At 65.2% G+C, this 18,412-nt stretch carries 17 protein-coding genes and 1 tRNA gene; 8 read left to right on the top strand and 10 right to left on the bottom strand.

All coding sequences use genetic code 11. From position 1 onward, the window contains the following. Positions 1-30: 30 nt before the first annotated feature. The gene (locus A5724_RS30835; protein ID WP_067811573.1) at positions 31-1,857 is read left to right on the top strand and encodes an amino acid permease; all 1,827 of its coding nucleotides are present in this window, start codon (positions 31-33) and stop codon (positions 1,855-1,857) included. Here A5724_RS30835 and A5724_RS30840 read toward each other — a convergent pair. The 7 genes from A5724_RS30840 to A5724_RS30870 all read right to left on the bottom strand — a co-directional run bounded on the left by A5724_RS30840 (position 1,854) and on the right by A5724_RS30870 (position 9,695). Then, positions 1,854-2,936, bottom strand: coding sequence for a VIT1/CCC1 family protein (locus A5724_RS30840; RefSeq protein ID WP_067811575.1), 1,083 nt, complete (start codon positions 2,934-2,936; stop codon positions 1,854-1,856). The genes A5724_RS30835 and A5724_RS30840 overlap by 4 nt on opposite strands. 87 nt (positions 2,937-3,023) lie before the next feature. Then, positions 3,024-4,445, bottom strand: a complete 1,422-nt coding sequence (locus A5724_RS30845) for an acyl-CoA carboxylase subunit beta (protein ID WP_067811578.1) — start codon at positions 4,443-4,445, stop codon at positions 3,024-3,026. 17 nt (positions 4,446-4,462) lie between these two features. Next, the gene (kasB, locus tag A5724_RS30850) at positions 4,463-5,725 is read right to left on the bottom strand and encodes a 3-oxoacyl-ACP synthase KasB (protein WP_067811581.1); all 1,263 of its coding nucleotides are present in this window, start codon (positions 5,723-5,725) and stop codon (positions 4,463-4,465) included. A 24-nt stretch (positions 5,726-5,749) separates the two neighbouring features. Next, positions 5,750-7,000: a 3-oxoacyl-ACP synthase KasA gene (kasA, locus tag A5724_RS30855; protein ID WP_067811583.1), complete on the bottom strand. Its 1,251-nt coding sequence runs from the start codon at positions 6,998-7,000 to the stop codon at positions 5,750-5,752. After that, entirely contained in the window at positions 6,997-7,296 is a 300-nt protein-coding gene (gene acpM / locus A5724_RS30860; RefSeq protein ID WP_015307814.1) for a meromycolate extension acyl carrier protein AcpM, read from the bottom strand. Before acpM ends, kasA begins: the two co-directional genes overlap by 4 nt. A 73-nt stretch (positions 7,297-7,369) precedes the next feature. Next, entirely contained in the window at positions 7,370-8,293 is a 924-nt protein-coding gene (locus A5724_RS30865; RefSeq protein WP_082965365.1) for an ACP S-malonyltransferase, read from the bottom strand. Positions 8,294-8,429: 136 nt separating this feature from the next. Then, positions 8,430-9,695 (bottom strand): CdaR family transcriptional regulator, encoded by a 1,266-nt coding sequence (locus A5724_RS30870; RefSeq protein ID WP_067811587.1) that lies wholly within the window; start codon positions 9,693-9,695, stop codon positions 8,430-8,432. Between the two features lie 187 nt (positions 9,696-9,882). Between A5724_RS30870 and A5724_RS30875 the strand changes: the two genes are divergently transcribed. After that, a complete protein-coding gene (locus A5724_RS30875) occupies positions 9,883-10,086 on the top strand; it encodes a hypothetical protein (RefSeq protein WP_156752527.1) in 204 nt (67 codons plus the stop codon). Between the two features lie 7 nt (positions 10,087-10,093). On the opposite strand, the gene aceE is transcribed toward A5724_RS30875, so the two are convergent. Beyond that, positions 10,094-12,883, bottom strand: coding sequence for a pyruvate dehydrogenase (acetyl-transferring), homodimeric type (gene aceE / locus A5724_RS30880; protein ID WP_067811591.1), 2,790 nt, complete (start codon positions 12,881-12,883; stop codon positions 10,094-10,096). 221 nt (positions 12,884-13,104) lie between these two features. Between aceE and A5724_RS30885 the strand changes: the two genes are divergently transcribed. From A5724_RS30885 to A5724_RS30905, 5 genes are all read left to right on the top strand, one after another. Then, positions 13,105-13,608 carry a hypothetical protein gene (locus A5724_RS30885; protein WP_082965370.1) on the top strand — a complete coding sequence of 168 codons (504 nt, stop codon included), beginning with the start codon at positions 13,105-13,107 and terminating at the stop codon, positions 13,606-13,608. 104 nt (positions 13,609-13,712) lie between these two features. Beyond that, on the top strand, positions 13,713-14,138 hold the full coding sequence (locus A5724_RS30890) for a DUF3052 domain-containing protein (RefSeq protein WP_067811650.1): 426 nt from the start codon (positions 13,713-13,715) through the stop codon (positions 14,136-14,138). Beyond that, positions 14,138-14,602 carry a peroxiredoxin gene (locus tag A5724_RS30895; protein ID WP_067811594.1) on the top strand — a complete coding sequence of 155 codons (465 nt, stop codon included), beginning with the start codon at positions 14,138-14,140 and terminating at the stop codon, positions 14,600-14,602. The genes A5724_RS30890 and A5724_RS30895 overlap by 1 nt, the downstream gene beginning before the upstream one ends. A 45-nt stretch (positions 14,603-14,647) precedes the next feature. Next, positions 14,648-14,719: transfer RNA gene (locus A5724_RS30900), tRNA-Val, on the top strand. Positions 14,720-14,909: 190 nt separating this feature from the next. Next, positions 14,910-15,251: a hypothetical protein gene (locus A5724_RS30905; protein WP_067811596.1), complete on the top strand. Its 342-nt coding sequence runs from the start codon at positions 14,910-14,912 to the stop codon at positions 15,249-15,251. Between the two features lie 60 nt (positions 15,252-15,311). Here the strand turns inward: A5724_RS30905 and A5724_RS30910 are convergent, their stop codons facing one another. Then, positions 15,312-15,707, bottom strand: a complete 396-nt coding sequence (locus A5724_RS30910; protein ID WP_067811599.1) for a VOC family protein — start codon at positions 15,705-15,707, stop codon at positions 15,312-15,314. A 381-nt stretch (positions 15,708-16,088) separates the two neighbouring features. Here A5724_RS30910 and A5724_RS30915 point away from each other — a divergent pair, with 381 nt between their 5' ends. Further along, the gene (locus A5724_RS30915) at positions 16,089-17,549 is read left to right on the top strand and encodes a cellulase family glycosylhydrolase (protein WP_067811601.1); all 1,461 of its coding nucleotides are present in this window, start codon (positions 16,089-16,091) and stop codon (positions 17,547-17,549) included. Between the two features lie 27 nt (positions 17,550-17,576). On the opposite strand, the gene A5724_RS30920 is transcribed toward A5724_RS30915, so the two are convergent. Continuing rightward, positions 17,577-18,404 (bottom strand): oxygenase MpaB family protein, encoded by an 828-nt coding sequence (locus A5724_RS30920; RefSeq protein ID WP_067811603.1) that lies wholly within the window; start codon positions 18,402-18,404, stop codon positions 17,577-17,579. Between the last annotated feature and the right edge of the window lie 8 nt (positions 18,405-18,412).

The raw sequence follows: 18,412 nt of genomic DNA on the forward strand, positions 1-18,412 counted from the left end.
CTATTGGGCAACCACTTATCCATGGAACGAATGACGGAGGCCACAGCCGCTGGTCCAACGCTGAAGAAAGCCCTCAACCAACGCCAACTGCGGATGATCGCGATCGGCGGCGTGATCGGGGCTGGGCTGTTCGTCGGGTCTGGCGTCGTCATCGCGGACACCGGGCCCGGCGCATTCATCACCTACGCGCTGGCCGGTGTTCTGATCATCATGGTCATGCGGATGCTGGCCGAGATGGCGGTGGCCCATCCGTCGACCGGATCGTTCGCCGACTACTCACGCGATGCGCTCGGCCATTGGGCGGGTTTCTCGGTCGGCTGGCTGTACTGGTACTTCTGGGTGATCGTCGTCGGATTCGAGGCGATCGCCGGCGCGAAAATCGTGCAGTACTGGATCGATGTCCCACTGTGGCTGATCGCGTTGGTCTTCATGATCCTGATGACCACGACCAACCTTTTCTCCGTGAAGAGCTACGGCGAGTTCGAGTTCTGGTTCGCCGGCATCAAAGTGGCCGCAATCCTCGTTTTCATCGCTGTCGGAGCACTTTTCGTCCTCGGTCTGTGGCCGAACAAGTCAGCCGACGTCTCCAATCTGACGGCGCATGGCGGGTTCATGCCGATGGGCTTCGGCGCGATCACCGTCGGCATCGTGACGGTGATCTTCTCGATGGTCGGTGCCGAGATCGTCACCATCGCCGCTGCAGAATCGTCGGACCCGGAACGCGCCGTCGCCAAGGCGGCCAACTCGGTGATCATGCGCATCCTGATCTTCTATGTCGGCGCCACGTTGCTGCTCGTCATGATCCTGCCCTGGAACGACCAAGGCCTCGCCGGCTCGCCGTTCGTCGCCGCGTTCACCAAGATGGGAATTCCCTACGCCGACCACATCATGAACGCGGTGGTGTTGACCGCCGTGCTGAGCTGCCTGAATTCGGGGATGTACACGGCTTCGCGCATGTTGTTCGTCCTGGCGGCCCGGCGCGAGGCACCGGCCCAACTGGTGCGGGTCACCCGGCGCGGGGTGCCTGCGATCGCAATTCTGGCCTCGTCGGTGGTGGGTTTTCTCTGCGTCATCGCCGCGGCGGTATCGCCGGACACGATCTTCGCGTTCCTGCTGAACTCCAGCGGGGCCATCATCCTGTTCGTCTATCTGCTCATCGCGATCTCGCAGATCGTGCTGCGGTACCGCGCATCGGACGCAGGGCTGAAGGTCAAGATGTGGCTGTTCCCGGTGCTGTCGATCGTCACTGCCCTGGCGATTCTGGCGATTCTGGTGCAGATGTTCCTCGATCAGGCGCTCCGTTCGCAGTTGGTGTTGAGCCTGCTGTCGTGGGCGGTGGTCCTGGTGCTGTACTTCACCAACAAGTGGTTCATCAACCGGAAGCCGGAGGCGGAGCAAGCCATTGGCACAAAGCCACACCGGGTCCTCGTGCTGGCCAATGAAACCGCTAATTCCACGGAGCTGCTCGACGAGTTGCGGCGTATCGGCGCGGACAAGGACGCCACCTACTTCGTTCAGGTGCCCCTCAGTCCAATCGAGACGGGGACGGCGGCCACCCACGGCCCGCTCGACGTGTGGGAGGCCACGAAGCAGGCGGCGCAAGCCCGGCTCGACCACACGCTGGCCACGCTGCGCGCCGAGAACCTCGAAGCCGAGGGCGCACTGGGTGATCAACGACCGCTTCGCGCCCTCGCGGAGGCGGTCGAGGCATTTCACCCGGATCAGATCGTGATTGCGACGCTGCCGCCCGAGTTTTCGGTCTGGCACCGCTTCGATGTCGTGGAGCGCGCCCGCGCCGAGCACCACATACCGGTGACCCACGTGGTCGCCACGCCCGTATCCGCGGGACGCACCTAGCCGGCGCCAGTGCCGAAGACCAAGCCCAACAAGTAGGTGACAGCGGCAGCCCCGTAGCCGATCATGAGCTGTCGCAGCGCCCTGCGCACCGGGGGACCACCTGACAGCAGGCCGACGATGACTCCCGTGGCCAGCAGAGCGATTCCGACCAGAACGGCCGCCACCACCACTGCAACGTAACCTTCAAGACCGAACAGGTACGGCAACACGGGGATCAACGCCCCTGACGCGAAGAAGCTGAAGCTGGAAACCGCCGCGCGAAGCCCGGTGCCGACGGCTTCATGGCTGTCGGCGTCTGGCGCGCCGAGCCGGCTTTGACCACCGCCTGCCGGAAGGCCGGCCAGCACTCGGGCAGCGCGATTGGTCGCGTCCTCCTCGCTCATCCCGCGGGCGCGGTAGACGAGCGCCAGCTCGTTGGCGTTGACGTCCAACTGCGGCAGCGCCGCACCGGCTTCCGGGCTGGGTGTGGAGGCCTCCAGCAGTTCGCGCTGCGAGGTCACCGAAACGTATTCACCGGCACCCATCGACAGCGCGCCCGCGAGCAGCCCGGCGAGGCCCGTGATGAGCACCGTGTGGTTGGACACGCCCGCCGCGCTGATGCCCAGGACCAGAGCCAGGTTGCTGACCAGTCCGTCGTTGGCGCCGAATACCGCCGCGCGGAAACTGCCCGACAGCTGATTGCGGCCGCGGGTCGCCAACGCGCGCACCACCTCCAGATGGATGCGCTCGTCGGCGGCCATGGTGGCCGTTGCGTCGGCGTCCGTGTCGTAGGTCGAGCGTGCCTCGGCCCGCTGGGCAAGGGCCAGCACGAATACCGAACCGAAGTGCCGCGCCAGAAATCCGAGCAGGCGGGTGCGCATATCAGCGCGCCGTGGCTTCCCGACGTCGTCGCCGAGCAGGTTGAGCCAGTGTTGTTCGTGGCGGCGCTCGGCCTCGGCCAGGCTGAGCAGGATGGTGCGCTCTTCACCCGTTCTGCGTAGCGCCAGACCGCGATAGACGTCGGCTTCGGCGCGTTCGTTGGCCAGGTGTTGTCGCCAGCGACGCAGATCGGACGGTCGCGGCCGGCCTTCTGTCTCCATCAGTCGATCATTCCCGTTTGGTGACGACAAGACGCAAAATGCCCCGACACGCCGGGCGTGCGGGGCATATGCGACTGCTCGCCGCGATTACAGCGGGATGTTCTTGTGCCTGCCGCGGCGCTGCGGCGCCTCGGCAAGCGCCTGGGTCAGCTTGCTGCGGGTGTGCGACGGGTCGATCTTCTCGTCGACGACACCGATCTCGATGGCGGAATCCACACCACCAGCGATCTTTTCGTGCTCGGCCGCGAGTTGCTCGTGCAGCGCCTCACGCTCGTCGTCGGGTGCGGCCGCCAGCTTCTTCTTGTGCAGAATGCCGACTGCGGCCTTGGCACCCATCACGGCGACCTCGGCGTCCGGCCACGCGAACACCTTGGTGGCGTTCAGCGACCGCGAGTTCATCGCGATGTAGGCACCGCCGTAGATCTTGCGGGTCACCAGCGTGACCCTTGGAACGGTGCACTCACCGAAGGCGTGCAGCAGCTTCGCGCCGCGGCGCACCACGCCGCCCCATTCCTGGTCGACGCCGGGCAGGTAGCCCGGCACGTCGACGATGACGACCAGCGGGATGCCGAACGCATCGCAGAGGCGCACGAAACGTGCTGCCTTCTCGGCGCTTTCGGAGTTCAAGCAGCCGCCGAGGCGCAGCGGGTTGTTGGCGATCACGCCGACGGTGCGACCGGACAACCGGCCCAGGCCCACCACGATCGACGGCGCCCACTTGGCCTGGAACTCCTCGAACGGCGTGTCGAGATCCAACAGAGCCTCGACGATCGGGTGTACGTCGTAGGCGCGTCGCGCTGAATCCGGCAGCAGTGCATGCAGGTCGGTGTCGCCCGACTCAGCCTTGGTGCGGTCGAAATGGCCCTGCTGGCAGAACAATTGGACGAGGCGCCGACCACGGTCGTAGGCATCCAACTCGTTGTCGGCGACGATGTGGCACACGCCGGACTTCTTGTGGTGGGTGTCCGGGCCGCCGAGTGACGCCATGTCGACGTCCTCGCCGGTGACGCTGCGAACGATGTCGGGTCCGGTGACGAACACCCGGCCCTCGGGCGCCATCACGACGACGTCGGTCAGCGCGGGTCCGTAGGCGGCGCCGCCCGCAGCGAAGCCGACCACCACCGAGATCTGCGGGATGTAGCCCGACGCGCGAATCATGGCCTCGAACATCAAGCCGACCGCGTGCAGCGCCCTGACACCCTCAGCCAGTCGCGCACCACCGGAGTGCCAGATACCCACGATGGGGCTCTGCTCCTCGATCGCGGTGTCGTAGGCGTCGACGATGTGCCTGCAGCCTTCAACACCCATGGCGCCGCCCATGACGGTGCCGTCGGTGCAGAAGGCGATGGTGCGCACGCCGTTGACGGTGCCTGCCGCGGCCAGCACGCCGGAGCGGTCCCGCTCGTGCAGCAGTTCGACGCTGTTGTCGTCGAAGAACGTGCTCAAGCGCAACAGCGGATCGCGGGGATCCAACGATTCGCTGGTTGCCTCCGGGGCCATGGTCGTCATCGAGGTCTCCTGGTTTCTCAGTACTTCCCGAAGGCGAGCGCCACGTTGTGCCCACCGAATCCAAACGAGTTGTTCACTGCGTATTGATAATTGCCGGGTCGCGGTCCGCCGTGTACGACGTCCAGGTCGATCTCCGGGTCGAGATTCTTCAAGTTCAGCGTCGGGGGGATGACCCCGTTGCGCAGCGCTAGAACGGTCAGGATGGATTCGACCGCACCGACCGCGCCGACCGAGTGGCCGAGGGCCGACTTCGGTGCGTACACGGCGGGCCTGTGGCCGCCCATCGCATTGTTGATCGCCTTCGATTCGGCCACGTCGCCGACCGAGGTTCCGGTCGCGTGTGCATTGACGTGGTCGATGTCCGTGGGCTGCAGGCCCGCGAGCTGGATGGCACGCGACATCGCGTGACCCGCCTGCTCACCATTGGGATCGGGGGCCACCATGTGGTACCCATCCGAGGTGACGCTGGCGCCCATCAGCCGCGCGAGGATGTTCGCACCGCGCGCCTTGGCGTGTTCCTCGGTCTCGATCACCATCAACGCTCCGGCCTCGCCGAACACGAACCCGTTGCGGTCCCTGTCGAACGGACGGCATGCGCCCGCAGGGTCGTCGTTGGTGGTGGACAACACGATTCGCATCTGAGCGAATCCCGCGATCGGCACGGCCTCGATCTTCGATTCCACGCCACCGCAGATCGCGATGTCCGCCTCGCCGAGCACGATCTGCTGCCACGCGTGGGCGATGCCCTCCGAACCGGACGCACACGCCGAAACCGGCGTGATGACACCGGCTTTGGCGGTACGCTCCAGGCCGACGGCGGCCGCGGGGGAGTTCGGCATGTACTTCTGCACCGCGAGCGGCGACACCGCCTTCATGCCCTTCGCCCGCATGTCGTCGTAGGCGAAGACCAACTCCTCGGCCGAACCCAGGCCGGTGCCGATGGACACCATCAACCGGCGGGAATCGACTTCTGGCGCACCAGCGTTCTGCCAGACCCGCCGCCCGAGGACGGTGGACATCTTCTGTAGGTACGACAGCCGCCGCAACTCCACGCGGGAGAGCTCGGAGTCGAAGTCCTCGAGAAGATGGCCACCGATTCGGACGGGCAGGTTGTACTGCTCGACGAACGGATCCTCGAGTTTGCGGATACCGCTTTGCCCGTCGAGCAGCTTCTGCCACGTGCCATCAGCGTCGGTTGCCAGGGCGGTCGTCATCGCGATACCGGTGACGACCACGTTGGGGAAACCGTTCCCCGTCGTTAGCTGAGTGCGTCCTGCCATTACAGCTCCGAAGCTTCCTCTCGCTTAGTAACGACCAAACGCCAGAGCGACATTGTGACCGCCGAATCCGAACGAGTTGTTGATGGCGTACTGGTATTCGCCATACCGAGGCTCGCCCGCAACGACATCGAGATCGATCTCGGGATCGGGGGTCTCGTAGTTCAACGTCGGCGGGATCACCCCGTCGCGCAAGCTCAGGACCGTCAGGACCGATTCCAGCGCACCGACCGCTCCGATGGAGTGACCGAGCGCCGACTTCGGCGCGTACACCGCGGCGTGCTCCACACCGGCGACCCGGATGGCGTTCGCCTCGGCCGTGTCCCCGATCGGGGTCGCGGTCGCGTGTGCGTTGACGTGGCTGATGTCCTTGGCGTCCAGCCCCGCCGTCTCGATCGCACGTTTCATCGCGTGTCCGGCGCGCACACCGTCGGCGGCCGGAGCCACCATGTGGAACGCGTCGGACGTGATGCCCGCACCCATCAGCCTTGCCAGCGGCTTGGCGCCGCGAGCCTTGGCGTGTTCCTCGGTCTCGATGACCATCATGGCGCCGGCCTCACCGAAGACGAACCCGTCGCGGTTCTTGTCGAACGGACGCGACGCGCCCTCGGGATCGTCGTTGCGTGTCGACATGGCACGCATCATCGAGAACGTCGCGATGGGCAGCGCCTCGATGCCGCCCTCGACGCCGCCGACAACGGCGAAATCGGCGTCACCCATGACGATCTGACGCCAACCGTGCGCGATGGCCTCCGAACCCGACGAGCAGGCCGACACCGGGGTGATGACACCGGCGCGGGCACCGAGTTGGAGCCCGACCACCGCTGCCGCCCCGTTGGGCATGATCATCTGAACGGCGAGCGGTGACACCTTGCGGGGCCCGCCCTCGTTCATCGCGTCGTAGGTTTCGACGATCTTCTCGCCGCCACCCAGACCGGTGCCGAGGACGACCGCGAAGCGGTCCGGGTCGACCTCGGGACTGCCCGCGGTCTCCCAGAGTTGACCCGCGAGCAGCTTGGCCATCCGCTGGACGTACGACATCCGCCGCATGTCCAACCGACCCATGTGATCGTCGACGGGATCCTTCAGGTGGCCGCCGATGCGAACCGGCAGATCCCACTTCGTGACGAACTCGTCCTCGAGGACGTGGATGCCGCTCTCACCGGCCAACAAGCCCTTCCACGTGCTCTCGATATCCCCAGAGATCGAGGTGGTTGCCGTAACGGCGGTCACCACAACACTGGGGAAACCGCCGTTAGCAGTGGAAGGCTTGGTCACTTGGTCTCCGCGATCTGCGCCCGGATGGCCGCCGCGGCCTCGGGGTTCTCTTCCTCGAGCTTCTGGATGTAGGCGACGACGTCACCGACGGTGCGCAGGCCCGCGAGGTCCTCGTCCGGAATCTTCACGCCGTACTTGTCCTCGGTCTGCACGGCGATCTCGACCATCGACAGCGAGTCGATGTCCAGGTCGTCGACGAAGCTCTTCTCAGGGGTGACCTCAGACGGCTCGATGCCGGTGACCTCTTCGATGATCTCGGCGATGCCGGCGATGATTTCTTCCTGGGTGGTGGCCACAATGGCTCCTTCTAATTGGTTGATACTGCTCGAAATTCGGACTGGGTCGATCTTTATGTGGTTGTAACCTGGCTCAGAGCTCGACGAGCCCGTCCAGATCAGCGGGAGACTTGACGGCGTGCGTCGGCACCCCCCGAAGTTCGCGTTTGGCGATTCCGGCCAAGGTCCCCGCGGGCGGGAACTCGACGATCGCCGACACATTGTTCTTACGCATGGTCTCGGTGCATAAATCCCACCGCACCGGACGAGTCAGCTGGTTCACCAACTTCGTCATCGCGTCTGTGGCCGAAGTGACCGGCTGGCCGTCGGCATTCGAGAGGAGTGTCGCGTTCGGCTCTGCGGTCGTTACGCCCTCGGCCGCCGCGCGGTAGCCGTCGGTGGCCGACGCCATGTAGTGGGTGTGGAAAGCGCCTGCGGTGGCCAGCTGACGGACCCGAGCCTTGGCTGGCGGATCTTCGGCGAGCTTGTCGAGTGCGGACAGCGCGCCCGCGGCCACGATCTGGCCTGCCGCGTTGCGGTTGGCGGGAACCAGGTCGAGCGCCTCGAGCCGGGCCAGCACCTCGGCTTCGTCGCCGCCGAGCACCGCAGACATTCCGGTGGGCTCCAGCGCGCAGGCCTTGGCCATCTCCGAACCGCGGGTGGCGGCCAGCTTGACGGCGTCATCGGCGGAGATGACGCCGGCGATCGCGTACGCCGCGATCTCGCCGACCGAGTGGCCTGCGACGATGACGTCCCTGTCGGCGAACAGTCCGCGCCGGGTGAGTTCTTCATGGGCCAGCAGCGTCGCGGCCACCACCAACGGCTGGGTCACCGCGGTATCGGTGATCTCCTCGGCGGTGGCGGTGGTGCCAAGACCGGCGAGGTCAAGGCCGCTGATCTCGGACCAGGCGGCGAGACGCTCGGCAGCGCCGGGCAGCTCGAGCCACGCGGTGAGCATGCCGGGGGTCTGGGAGCCCTGTCCGGGCGCAAGCAACGCGAGCGCAGTTTTTTGAGGCACGAATTAAGAAAACACTGTGAAGACGGTTTCGGACGGTGTAAGAGATTATGAACCTCGTCTTATGTTTTTGTAGGTCCTCCACAAAACGGCATGTGATGCGACTCCATCGATACCCGTCCGCAACCTTCGCCTTCGTTCACTGGACTGCGACGCGTGCCTTTCGGGCCTCGGTTGGCGCGTTTGCCGTGCTGGGATGGTACGCATGACGGCCCAATCGTCCCACTGTGGCGGCCACCCGCAGCACATAAGCGTCGCGAGGAAGGGTGGGATCGCGGCCCGTGAAATCGGCGATGCGTTTGAGCCGGTAGCGGACGGTATTTGGATGAACGAACAATTTGCGGGCACAGGCTTCGATGGCCCCGCCCGAGTCCAGATACGCGTCGAGCGTGTCGGTCAGCGCGGGGCCCGCGTCGGCGAGCGGCCTCATCACCTCGGTTTCCAGGGCCGCGATCGCGGTCACGTCGCCTAGCAGAGCCCGTTCCGGCAGCAACTCACGCGCCGACACCGGCCGTGGTGCGCCGCTCCAGCCTGCGACGGCATTCATCCCGGCGATCGCCTCGGTTGCGCTGATGTGAGCGGCCCCGAGGGTGGGCGCCGTCGGCCCGATCACCACTGGCCCGTCGGCGAAGACGCCGAGTAATTCTGCGAGGAACTTCTCCGTGGGCGCGAGCACGCCGGAGACGATGGCCACCAGCCAGGTCCCATGCACGTCCGACAGCGCGGCGCGGCCGTTGCGCTCGACGACATCGTGGACGTCGTCGCTGGTGAGGTCGATCCGGTCGGGTTGGGGTAACCCGACGATCACTGTGGCGGGTGCGGTCGCGTCCCAGTTCAGAGCGGCCGCCTGGGACTGCAACTCCGGTCCGGTGTCCCCGCGGACCACGGCGTCGACGACGTTGGCCTCCATCCGGGTGTCCCATGCGCCGCGTGCCTCGGCCTGGTCGGCGTATGCGGTGGCGGCGGCGAACGCCAAATCGCGGCTGTAACGCAGGATTCCGGCCGTCAGCGCGGTCAACTGTTCCTCCGAGCGCGCCAGCAGCGGCACGACTTCCTCGAAGAACTCCATCGTGATGCGCACCATCTCGACCGACTGGCGCAGCGCGATGCGCCGGCGCAGATCCTGGGGCACCACCTCGAAGGCCTGCGCGGTGTAGCTGACGTTGCTCTGCGGATTGCGCATCCACTCGACGAAGTTGACCACCGCGGCCTGCACCACCAATTGCACGCTCGCGCGCTGCGAGGCCTCCAGGTCCGCGAAGAACGGCAGCCGTTCCTCCATCGCGCGTACCGCTTCGGTGGCCAGCCGGCCCGAGTACTGCTTCAGCCGACGCAGCACCGACTCGGGCACGGTCTGCAATACCTCGAGCGTCGACCTCGGCGGGATGAACCGGTTGTCGGGCATCCCCAAAGGCTACGCGACTCTTCTGGAGGAAACCTCCAACGCTGTTCGCGCCCGTTCGCGCCCAGGCCGCGCCGAGACTACGGTTTCTGAGGCAAAGGCGCCGTTTGCCGTCATTTTCCGTAGTTTCGCGGCGCCGAGGGAACCGCGAGCCGCTCGCGCGCACCTAATCAATGTGGACGATCTCATAGTGGGCAGCGAAGCCCTGGCCGCGCGGCTGGTTACACGGCAGATGCTGCGCACCCGATTCGTGAAGCTGCATCACAACGCCGACGACATCGAACGGCTGGAATTCCTGGCCGACCAAGGCTGGATCATCGTGCGCGTCAGCTCACGACAGCTGCGATGCGACCGGCCCGGGATCGTGCGGCGCGTACGGAGGGCGCACTGGTGAGCCGCGGTCAGGCGCTGCCGGTGTCCTTATAGGACACGCCGGCGGCCATCACGTCGTCGATCTTGTACTTGCGCGCCGCCTCGATAGCCACCGAATCGTCGATGTTGCCGTCGCGGGCCAGGCCCTCGAGCACCCCGACGACCACCGATTCGGCGTCGGTGTTGAAGTACCTGCGCGCCGCTGGGCGGGTGTCGGAGAAGCCGAAGCCGTCGGCGCCGAGGGTGATGTAGGTGCCCGGCACCCACGGCCTGATCTGCTCGGGCACCGCGCGCATCCAGTCGGACACCGCCACCACCGGACCCGCCGCGTCGGCCAACGCGGTCGTGACGAACGGGGTGCCTGCGGGCCGCTCGGGGTGGCGCAGCTTTTCCTTCTCTATCTGCACACCGTCGCGGTTGAGCTCACCCCAACTGGTCACCGACCACACGTCGGCGGCGACGTCCCACTCCTCGGCGAGCAGATCGGCCGCTCGCAGCGCCTCGGGCATCGCCACGCCTGAAGCCAGGATCTGCGCGACGTGGGTGCGCGCCTCGGGTGCTTTGCGGTAGCGGTAGATGCCGCGCAGCAGCGCCTCGATGTCGAGCCCCTCTGGCTCGGCGGGCTGGACGTAGGGCTCGTTGTAGATGGTGATGTAGAAGTAGACGTTCTCCGCGTTCTCGCCGTACATCCGGTGCAGGCCGCTCTCGACGATGTAGGCGATCTCGTAGGCGAACGCCGGGTCGTAGGCCACCACCGCCGGATTGGTCGACGCCAGCAGCAGTGAATGCCCGTCGGCGTGCTGCAGACCTTCTCCGGTCAGCGTCGTGCGTCCGGCCGTGGCGCCCAACACGAATCCGCGTGCCATCTGGTCGGCCGCGGCCCACAGGCCGTCGCCGGTGCGTTGGAACCCGAACATCGAATAGAAGATGTAGACCGGGATCATCGGCTCGTTGTGTGTCGCGTAGGACGTGCCGGCTGCGGTGAACGACGCCGTCGAGCCGGCCTCGTTGATGCCCTCGTGCAGGATCTGGCCGACTTCACTTTCCTTGTACGCCAACATCAATTCGGCGTCCACACTGGTGTAGAGCTGGCCGTTGCGGTTGTAGATCTTCAGGCTCGGGAACCACGAGTCCATCCCGAACGTGCGGGCTTCGTCGGGGATGATGGGCACGATACGTGGCCTAATCTCCTTGTCCCGCAACAACTCTTTGAAGGTCCGTACCATCGCCATGGTGGTGGCGACCTCCTGGGTGCCCGAGCCCTTCTTCAGCGCCTTGTAGGTGTCGCGGCCCGGCAGCGTCAGCGCCTTCGACTTGGTGCGACGCTCGGGCAGGAACCCGCCCAACGCCCGACGGCGTTCGAGCATGTAGCGGATCTCGGGCGCCTCGGGACCGGGGTGGTAGTACGGCGGCAGGTACGGGTTCTTCTCGATTTCCTCGTCGCTGACCGGAATGCGGATGGCGTCGCGGAAGAACTTGAGGTCTTCTATCGCAAGCTTTTTCATCTGGTGGGTCGCGTTGCGGCCCTGGAAGTGGGCGCCCAGCGAGTAGCCCTTGATGGTTTTGGCCAGGATCACGGTCGGCTGACCCTTGTGCTCGGTGGCCGCCCGGTAGGCCGCATACACCTTTCGGTAGTCGTGCCCACCGCGCTTGAGGTTCCAGATCTCGCTATCCGACATCTTCTCGACCAACGCCTTGGTGCGCGGGTCGCGGCCGAAGAAGTGGTCGCGGACGTAGGCGCCGTCGTTGGCCTTGTAGGTCTGGTAGTCGCCGTCGGGGGTGGTGTTCATCAAGTTGACCAACGCGCCGTCGCGGTCGGCGTGCAGCAGCGCATCCCACTCACGGCCCCACACCACCTTGATGACGTTCCAGCCGGCGCCGCGGAAAAAGGACTCCAGCTCCTGGATGATCTTGCCGTTGCCGCGCACCGGGCCGTCCAGGCGCTGCAGATTGCAGTTGATCACGAAGGTCAGGTTGTCCAGTGCCTCGTTGGCGGCCACCTGGATCTGGCCGCGGCTCTCCGGCTCGTCCATCTCGCCGTCGCCGAGGAACGCCCACACGTGTTGGTCGGAGGTGTCCTTGATGCCGCGGTCGTGCAGATAGTGGTTGAACCGGGCCTGGAAGATCGCGTTGATCGGGCCCAAGCCCATCGACACGGTGGGGAACTCCCAGAAGTCGGGCATCAGCCGCGGATGGGGGTACGACGGCAGCCCGCCGCCGGGATGACTGTGCTCCTGGCGGAAACCATCCAGTTGGTCGGCAGTTAGCCGGCCTTCGAGGAATGCGCGGGCGTAGACGCCGGGGGAGGCGTGGCCCTGAATGAAAATCTGGTCGCCGCCGCCGGGGTGCGACTTGCCGCGGAAGAAGTGGTTGAAGCCGACCTCGTACAGTGCCGCCGACGACGCGTACGTCGAAATGTGGCCTCCCACACCGACTCCCGGCCGCTGCGCGCGATGCACCATGATCGCCGCGTTCCACCGGATCCACGCCCGGTACCGCCGCTCGACGTCCTCATCGCCGGGGAACCACGGCTCGAGTTCGGTCGGAATGGTGTTCACATAGTCGGTGGATGTCAGCGCTGGAATGGCAACCCGCTGTTCGCGGGAGCGTTCCAGCAACCGCAACATCAGGTAGCGCGCCCGAGCGGGACCCGACCGCTCCAGCAACTCGTCGAACGATTCCAGCCATTCGCCGGTCTCCTCGGGATCGATATCCGGGAGGTATGACGCGACCCCTTCGCGAATGATCCGAACCCGGTCGGGTTCGGCTGTGGTGCTGGAGTTTTGAGCCAGGTCCTGGCGCACGAACTCGGTGGTCAACTTCCGCTCCTTGTCAGGCGGTGTGGGTGCTACGCGATCGGCGTAGCTGCCTCTATCTTTGTCCCATCGTGCCCCACTTGCACTGCCGGGGGTGTGGAGTGGAATGAACCCGCGATCCCGGGTTCAAACCGGTAACGTCTGCACCCGTGCTGATCGCTGGGCTGTCCCGCAACCGGCTGCGAATTGCTGCCCTGGTGATCGGCATTCTGGCGGTCATCGCGATGGTCATTGTCGGCTGCACCAGCGTCACCCGGGGATCTGCGCAGATTGACCGCGCCGATGCCCCGGTGTATCGGGCGTCGGTCTCGGCTTCCATCGAGGAGTCGGCGTCCAGTTCAAGCGCCCGCGAGTCCGAGCGGCAGGCGTCGCTCACCACGCAGGCGATCCACACCTCGTGTGAGGCGCTGAGTTCGTCGAGCGTGGACGCGATCACCGCGGTGAACAACTACGTCGACGCCTTCAACCGCAATGCCGCCGACGCCACCGCCAAGGCGCAACCGGCCGTCGATGCGCTCAACCACAGCGCCGACGTCGTTGCGGGCAGCGTGTCGGACACGCTGGCCCCCAATCTGCGCGATGCGCTCAACGCGTGGGTCGATGCGGCAAGGGGCCTCGCGGCGGCGATTGCGGGCAATTACGGGCCCGACGAGTTCAACGCGGCGATCACCAAGCTCAACGACACGAAAACCACCGCGCTCAACCTTTGCGACGCGGCATATCGATGAACCTGCCGCCAGTGGTCAATGTTTGGGCCCCGGCGTGCGACGATAGGGCTTGATACATCGCCGGGCGCAACGTGCGCTTCGAACTGGCTGAAGGAGGACCGACCGTGGTCGCGGCGGATGACGCCCCGAACTACGCCCGCAGACTGGGCATCCAGAAAGATCAGGTTGTGCAGGAGTTGGGCTGGGACTCCGACGTCGACGACGACATCCGGGCCGACATCGAAGAGGCGTGCGGTGGTGAGCTGCTCGACGAGGACGCCGACGAGGTCATCGACGTGGTCCTGTTGTGGTGGCGCGACGGCGACGGCGACCTCGTCGACAACCTGATGGACGCGATCACCCCGCTCGCCGACGACGGCGTCATCTGGGTGGTCACCCCGAAGACGGGCAAGCCCGGCCATGTTCAACCGGCCGAGATCGCCGAATCGGCGCCGACGGCCGGCCTGATGCAAACATCGTCGGCCAACCTCGGCGACTGGATTGCGAGCAGGCTGGTGCAGCCGAAGTCGAAAGCGGCCGGGCGGCGCTGATGGTCGAAGTCGGTAGCGACGCGCCCGACTTCACGCTCAAGGACCAGAACGGCCGGTCCGTCAGCTTGAGTAGCTTCCGTGGCGAGAAGGACGTGCTGCTGGTGTTCTTTCCGCTTGCGTTCACCTCGATCTGCCAGGGCGAGCTCGATGAGATTCGCGATCACCTGTCGGACTACGAGAACGACGAGACGGCCACACTGGCAATCTCGGTGGGTCCGCCGCCCACGCACAAGATCTGGGCAACGCAGAGCAGCTTCACTTTTCCGGTGCTGTCAGATTTCTGGCCGCACGGCGCGACGGCGCAGTCCTACGGCGTGTTCAACGACGTCACCGGCTTCGCCAACCGCGGCACATTCGTAGTGGACCGCTCGGGCGTCGTACGGTTCGCGGAGATGAAGCAGCCGGGGGAGCCGCGTGATCAGGGGGTGTGGAAGGCCGCGCTGACGGCGCTGCGGCCACGCTGATCGATTTCCACCTGCAGGTCACCGACCTGTAGCCTGCCCGGCAAGGGGCGCGTAGCTCAGTGGTAGAGCTCTGGTTTTACACACCAGCGGTCGGCGGTTCGATACCGTCCGCGCCCACTCATTCGAGACCTCTTTGCGTGAGCAAAATACTTGTGATAGCCGCGTCGGTGCGTTTGGCGTCGTGAAGTTCGGGAGACTGTCTAAGTCGCTGGTAACCGCAAAAGCTATGCAAAACCTCTATGTTCTGGCTACACTGCGTTAGCTGGCAGAAACCGCCCGGCCCATTCACGACCACCGAGGGGAAGTAATGAAGAAGACTTTGATCGTAGCCGGGCTAATCGGTGCCGCAGCGGTGTTGACCGCCGCGCCCGCCGGGGCTGACACGCCCAGCAGCTCGGTGAGTTGCTCGCCGATGCCGCTGTGCCAGATCCAGGGCCCGATGTCGGAGTTCCAGCAGAGCGTCACCGATTACGTCACCAAGGGTCCGGTGATCTTCGCGGGAAGCGTTGCCGACTTCACCATGAACGGGCCGCAGACGTTCCAGGGCAGCGTCAAGAAGTTCGTGACGGAGGGCCCCAAGACGTTCCAGCGGACGTTGATGAACCCGGGTAGCGAGAAGTACAACCCGGATCCCAACGCTGAGGACTAGATCAGCACCGGACAGACGTCAACGCCAGGGCTTTCGGGCCCTGGCGTTCTCGTCTGTCGGTTATGACGGCGGCGCGAAGAATTCCAGCGCGTTGCCGTCCGGATCGCGGAAGCTGAGGCCGGATCCGTAGTGCTCGTCGACGATTCCACTGTGCTCAACGCCGAGAGAGTTGAGCCGCTCGACCCAGCCCTCCAATTCGGCACGATCGGCGCAACCGAACCCGACGTGGTCAAGTCCTACCCGAAACTCGCTGAACCGTCCGCCTTCGGCTCCGCGGTCATGCTGGTGGATGCCGAACAGCGTGCCGTTGTCGAATGCCCACACCTGATGCCGGAAGCCGGCGTCGGTGTGTTCGTCGAGCAACGGGTCAGTCCCAATAAGGGATCGGTACCAGGGACCGCTCACGTCGAGATCGCTCACTGTGAGCGCGACGTGGTTGAGTGCCGGGAAGGCCATGGGGACTCCTCACTGCTCGTTTCGTGATCTGTTCCATTGAACGTGACGGTTTGCCTTTTCGGAACGCAACCATGATCGCAGCTATCCAGCAAATGCAATCCCGCATGTTCTGCCGACTGGCTAGTTGCCGCAACTAAGCAATCCCCGCCTTTGCCAGAATTTGCTAATTGACGCTGGAGCAGGTTCTGAAACGCGCGGATGTCGACACGTACTTGCAGGTCCAACGCGAAAACTTCTTGCGTTGAGGATTAATGAGGGCGGTTGCTGGGAATCGATGAGATGTATCGATGAACTCGGTGCGGGGACCGGGTAGGGAATGGATCACGAAATGGGGATACTGTGTGGCAAAGTAAGAGACAGGGCCGGATATGTCGGCCTGTCGTGAAGATCAGTGTTGCAGTGACGGCCTCGGCGTTGTTGTCGGCTGGGGCAGCGAGTCTGTTGACGGCCGGGGGATCCGGCCCGGTGATGTTGCCATACGCCACGGTGGCGGCGATCAACACAGACAACACAACCGTCGGGTTCGCCGACTCCGACATCATCGGCATGTCGCAGGCGGACATCGATCGGACTCTGGACGAGATGCAGGCCATGGGCGTGCAGAACGTCCGGATCCTGATTCCATGGAACGGAATCGAATTGGCGGACGATTTCTTCTACTGGAACAAGGTCGACGCCCTGGTGAACTCCGCCTATGAGCGCGATATGGGCATCCTGGGCGTGCTGAACTCCACGCCCGCATGGGCGACCGAGCCCGGCCAGCCGGCGCCCGCCAGCCCGCCCGCCGACACCGCGGAATACGCCGAATTCGTTGGTGCAGTGGCGGAACGGTACGCCGGGAAGGTCTCTGCGTACGAGGTGTGGAACGAGCCCAACGCGACGACTTTCTGGTATCCATCACCGGATCCCGCCGGGTACACCGAGTTGTTGCAGGCGGCCTACCCGGCGATCAAGGAGGCCGATCCGGACGCCACCGTCATCGGCGGCGTGGTCGGCTGGGTGACCGACTATCCGGGCCTGGCGATCAGCCCGGCGAAATATGTCCAGGGCATGTATGACGCTGGGGCACAAGGGTATTTCGACGCGCTGTCGTATCACCCCTACCAGTACCAGGTCGCGTTCAGCCAGGGCAAGCCCTATGGCCCCGCAGCGCCGATCAACCAGTTGGACCTCATGCACCAGGAAATGGTGGCCAACGGCGACGGGGACAAGCTGATCTGGGCGACCGAATATGGTCAGCCGACATCGGAAGGTGGCGAGGCAAAACAGGCGCAGTTCATCTCGAACTTCCTGAACACCTGGAGCAGTTTCGACTACACTGGCCCGTCGTTCATCTACACCACGCGTGACCGTGCCACCGGTAGCACCGATGATCAGGACACGCTCGGCGTTCTGCGCACCGACTGGTCTCGTAAGCCCGTAGCCGATGTCATCGAGCAATGGACGGCGACGCATCCGCAGTCGTCACCGAGCACCGTGACCTTGACCGCCACGACGGACACCTCGGAGGCGACCAACGTCTCGACGGCCTCGAGGACCACGACGTTGGCGCCGGTGGCCGCGACCGAGATCCCGCAAAGCACGATGACGCCGTCCACCGGGACGACCGAAACATCAACGGCGCCAACGGCTACCGCCACCGCGGAGCCGACAGCGGAGCCGACGGCAGAGCCGACTGCTGAGCCGACATCGACGCGCTCGACGTCGACCGATGACAGGACGGACGACACGACCGGTACGGCCAATACGTCCGATACGTCGAGCACGTCCAGCACTTCTGGGTCTACGTCCAGCAGCACGAGCGACAGCGACTCGGCGAGCGATAGCGACTCCACTGGGTAACCCGCGAGGACGGACTCGGAAGGCGGGTCAGATGACTCGCCTTCCGAGGCGTGCTCGGGCCCGCATGTTGCGCAAGTAGAGCTCATAGGTGAACAACCAGAAGTCGCGCGGGATGACACGGTCGGCGACGCGCAAGCCGAACAGCAGCAGCTCGAACAACCGCTGTTGGTCCCGGGACCATTTCAACTGCATGTGCGCACGGAACTCCGGTGGCAGAAACCCGGTCGTCGCAAAAAGATTCAGCGGCCCGATCAACTGCCGAAGCGGTGTCGGCAGAAACGCCGTCGCCGCCACCCCGTACAGGTGCTCGCGCACCGGCGGGTCAATGCGAAGCTCCTCGAGCGAGCGCTTCCAGTACTCGTCGAACGCGGCCCGATCAGGCGGCCACATGTCTTCGCGGACCTGCAACGTGGTGCCCAGCTTCCTGGCGTCCCGATACACCACATCGGCGGACTCGTCGTCCAGTGGGCCGTACAGAAACTCGTGCTGATCGATGTAATACCGGTACAGACAGGCCGCCACCCACAGTTGTAGCCGCGGGTCAAACGCGTTGTATCGCACCGGACTCGTGGCCCGCGACCGGATCATGGTGTGCACCTTGTCGATTTCCCGACGCACGAGCGCACGGTCCGCGGCGGTGCCAACGGTCGCCGCCGCGAGGTAGTAGCCGGTGGTGCGGGACCGCTTCAGCGGATGCCTGTAGACGTTGCCGCTGTCGACCGGACTCTCCAGCACGCCGTACCCGACTCCCGGCGAGGCCAATTGCATGATGACATTCGCCGCAGGCAGCAGCACCGCGGCGGGGTTCAGCAGGTCGGCCACCCGGGTCGGGCGCCGGGGCGGGCCCAGCCTCATGAGATCGA

This window comes from Mycobacterium sp. ACS1612, assembly GCF_001667505.1.
In the GTDB taxonomy this organism is placed as follows: domain Bacteria; phylum Actinomycetota; class Actinomycetes; order Mycobacteriales; family Mycobacteriaceae; genus Mycobacterium.

Excerpts from the sequence above, each read along its gene's own strand:
- A5724_RS30835 (WP_067811573.1), top strand. The coding sequence starts at position 31 with ATGACGGAGGCCACAGCCGCTGGTCCAACGCTGAAGAAAGCCCTCAAC.
- A5724_RS30840 (WP_067811575.1), bottom strand. The coding sequence starts at position 2,936 with ATGGAGACAGAAGGCCGGCCGCGACCGTCCGATCTGCGTCGCTGGCGA.
- A5724_RS30845 (WP_067811578.1), bottom strand. The coding sequence starts at position 4,445 with ATGACGACCATGGCCCCGGAGGCAACCAGCGAATCGTTGGATCCCCGC.
- kasB (WP_067811581.1), bottom strand. The coding sequence starts at position 5,725 with ATGGCAGGACGCACTCAGCTAACGACGGGGAACGGTTTCCCCAACGTG.
- A5724_RS30870 (WP_067811587.1), bottom strand. The coding sequence starts at position 9,695 with ATGCCCGACAACCGGTTCATCCCGCCGAGGTCGACGCTCGAGGTATTG.
- A5724_RS30885 (WP_082965370.1), top strand. The coding sequence starts at position 13,105 with ATGGTCATTGTCGGCTGCACCAGCGTCACCCGGGGATCTGCGCAGATT.
- A5724_RS30895 (WP_067811594.1), top strand. The coding sequence starts at position 14,138 with ATGGTCGAAGTCGGTAGCGACGCGCCCGACTTCACGCTCAAGGACCAG.
- A5724_RS30905 (WP_067811596.1), top strand. The coding sequence starts at position 14,910 with ATGAAGAAGACTTTGATCGTAGCCGGGCTAATCGGTGCCGCAGCGGTG.
- A5724_RS30910 (WP_067811599.1), bottom strand. The coding sequence starts at position 15,707 with ATGGCCTTCCCGGCACTCAACCACGTCGCGCTCACAGTGAGCGATCTC.
- A5724_RS30920 (WP_067811603.1), bottom strand. The coding sequence starts at position 18,404 with ATGAGGCTGGGCCCGCCCCGGCGCCCGACCCGGGTGGCCGACCTGCTG.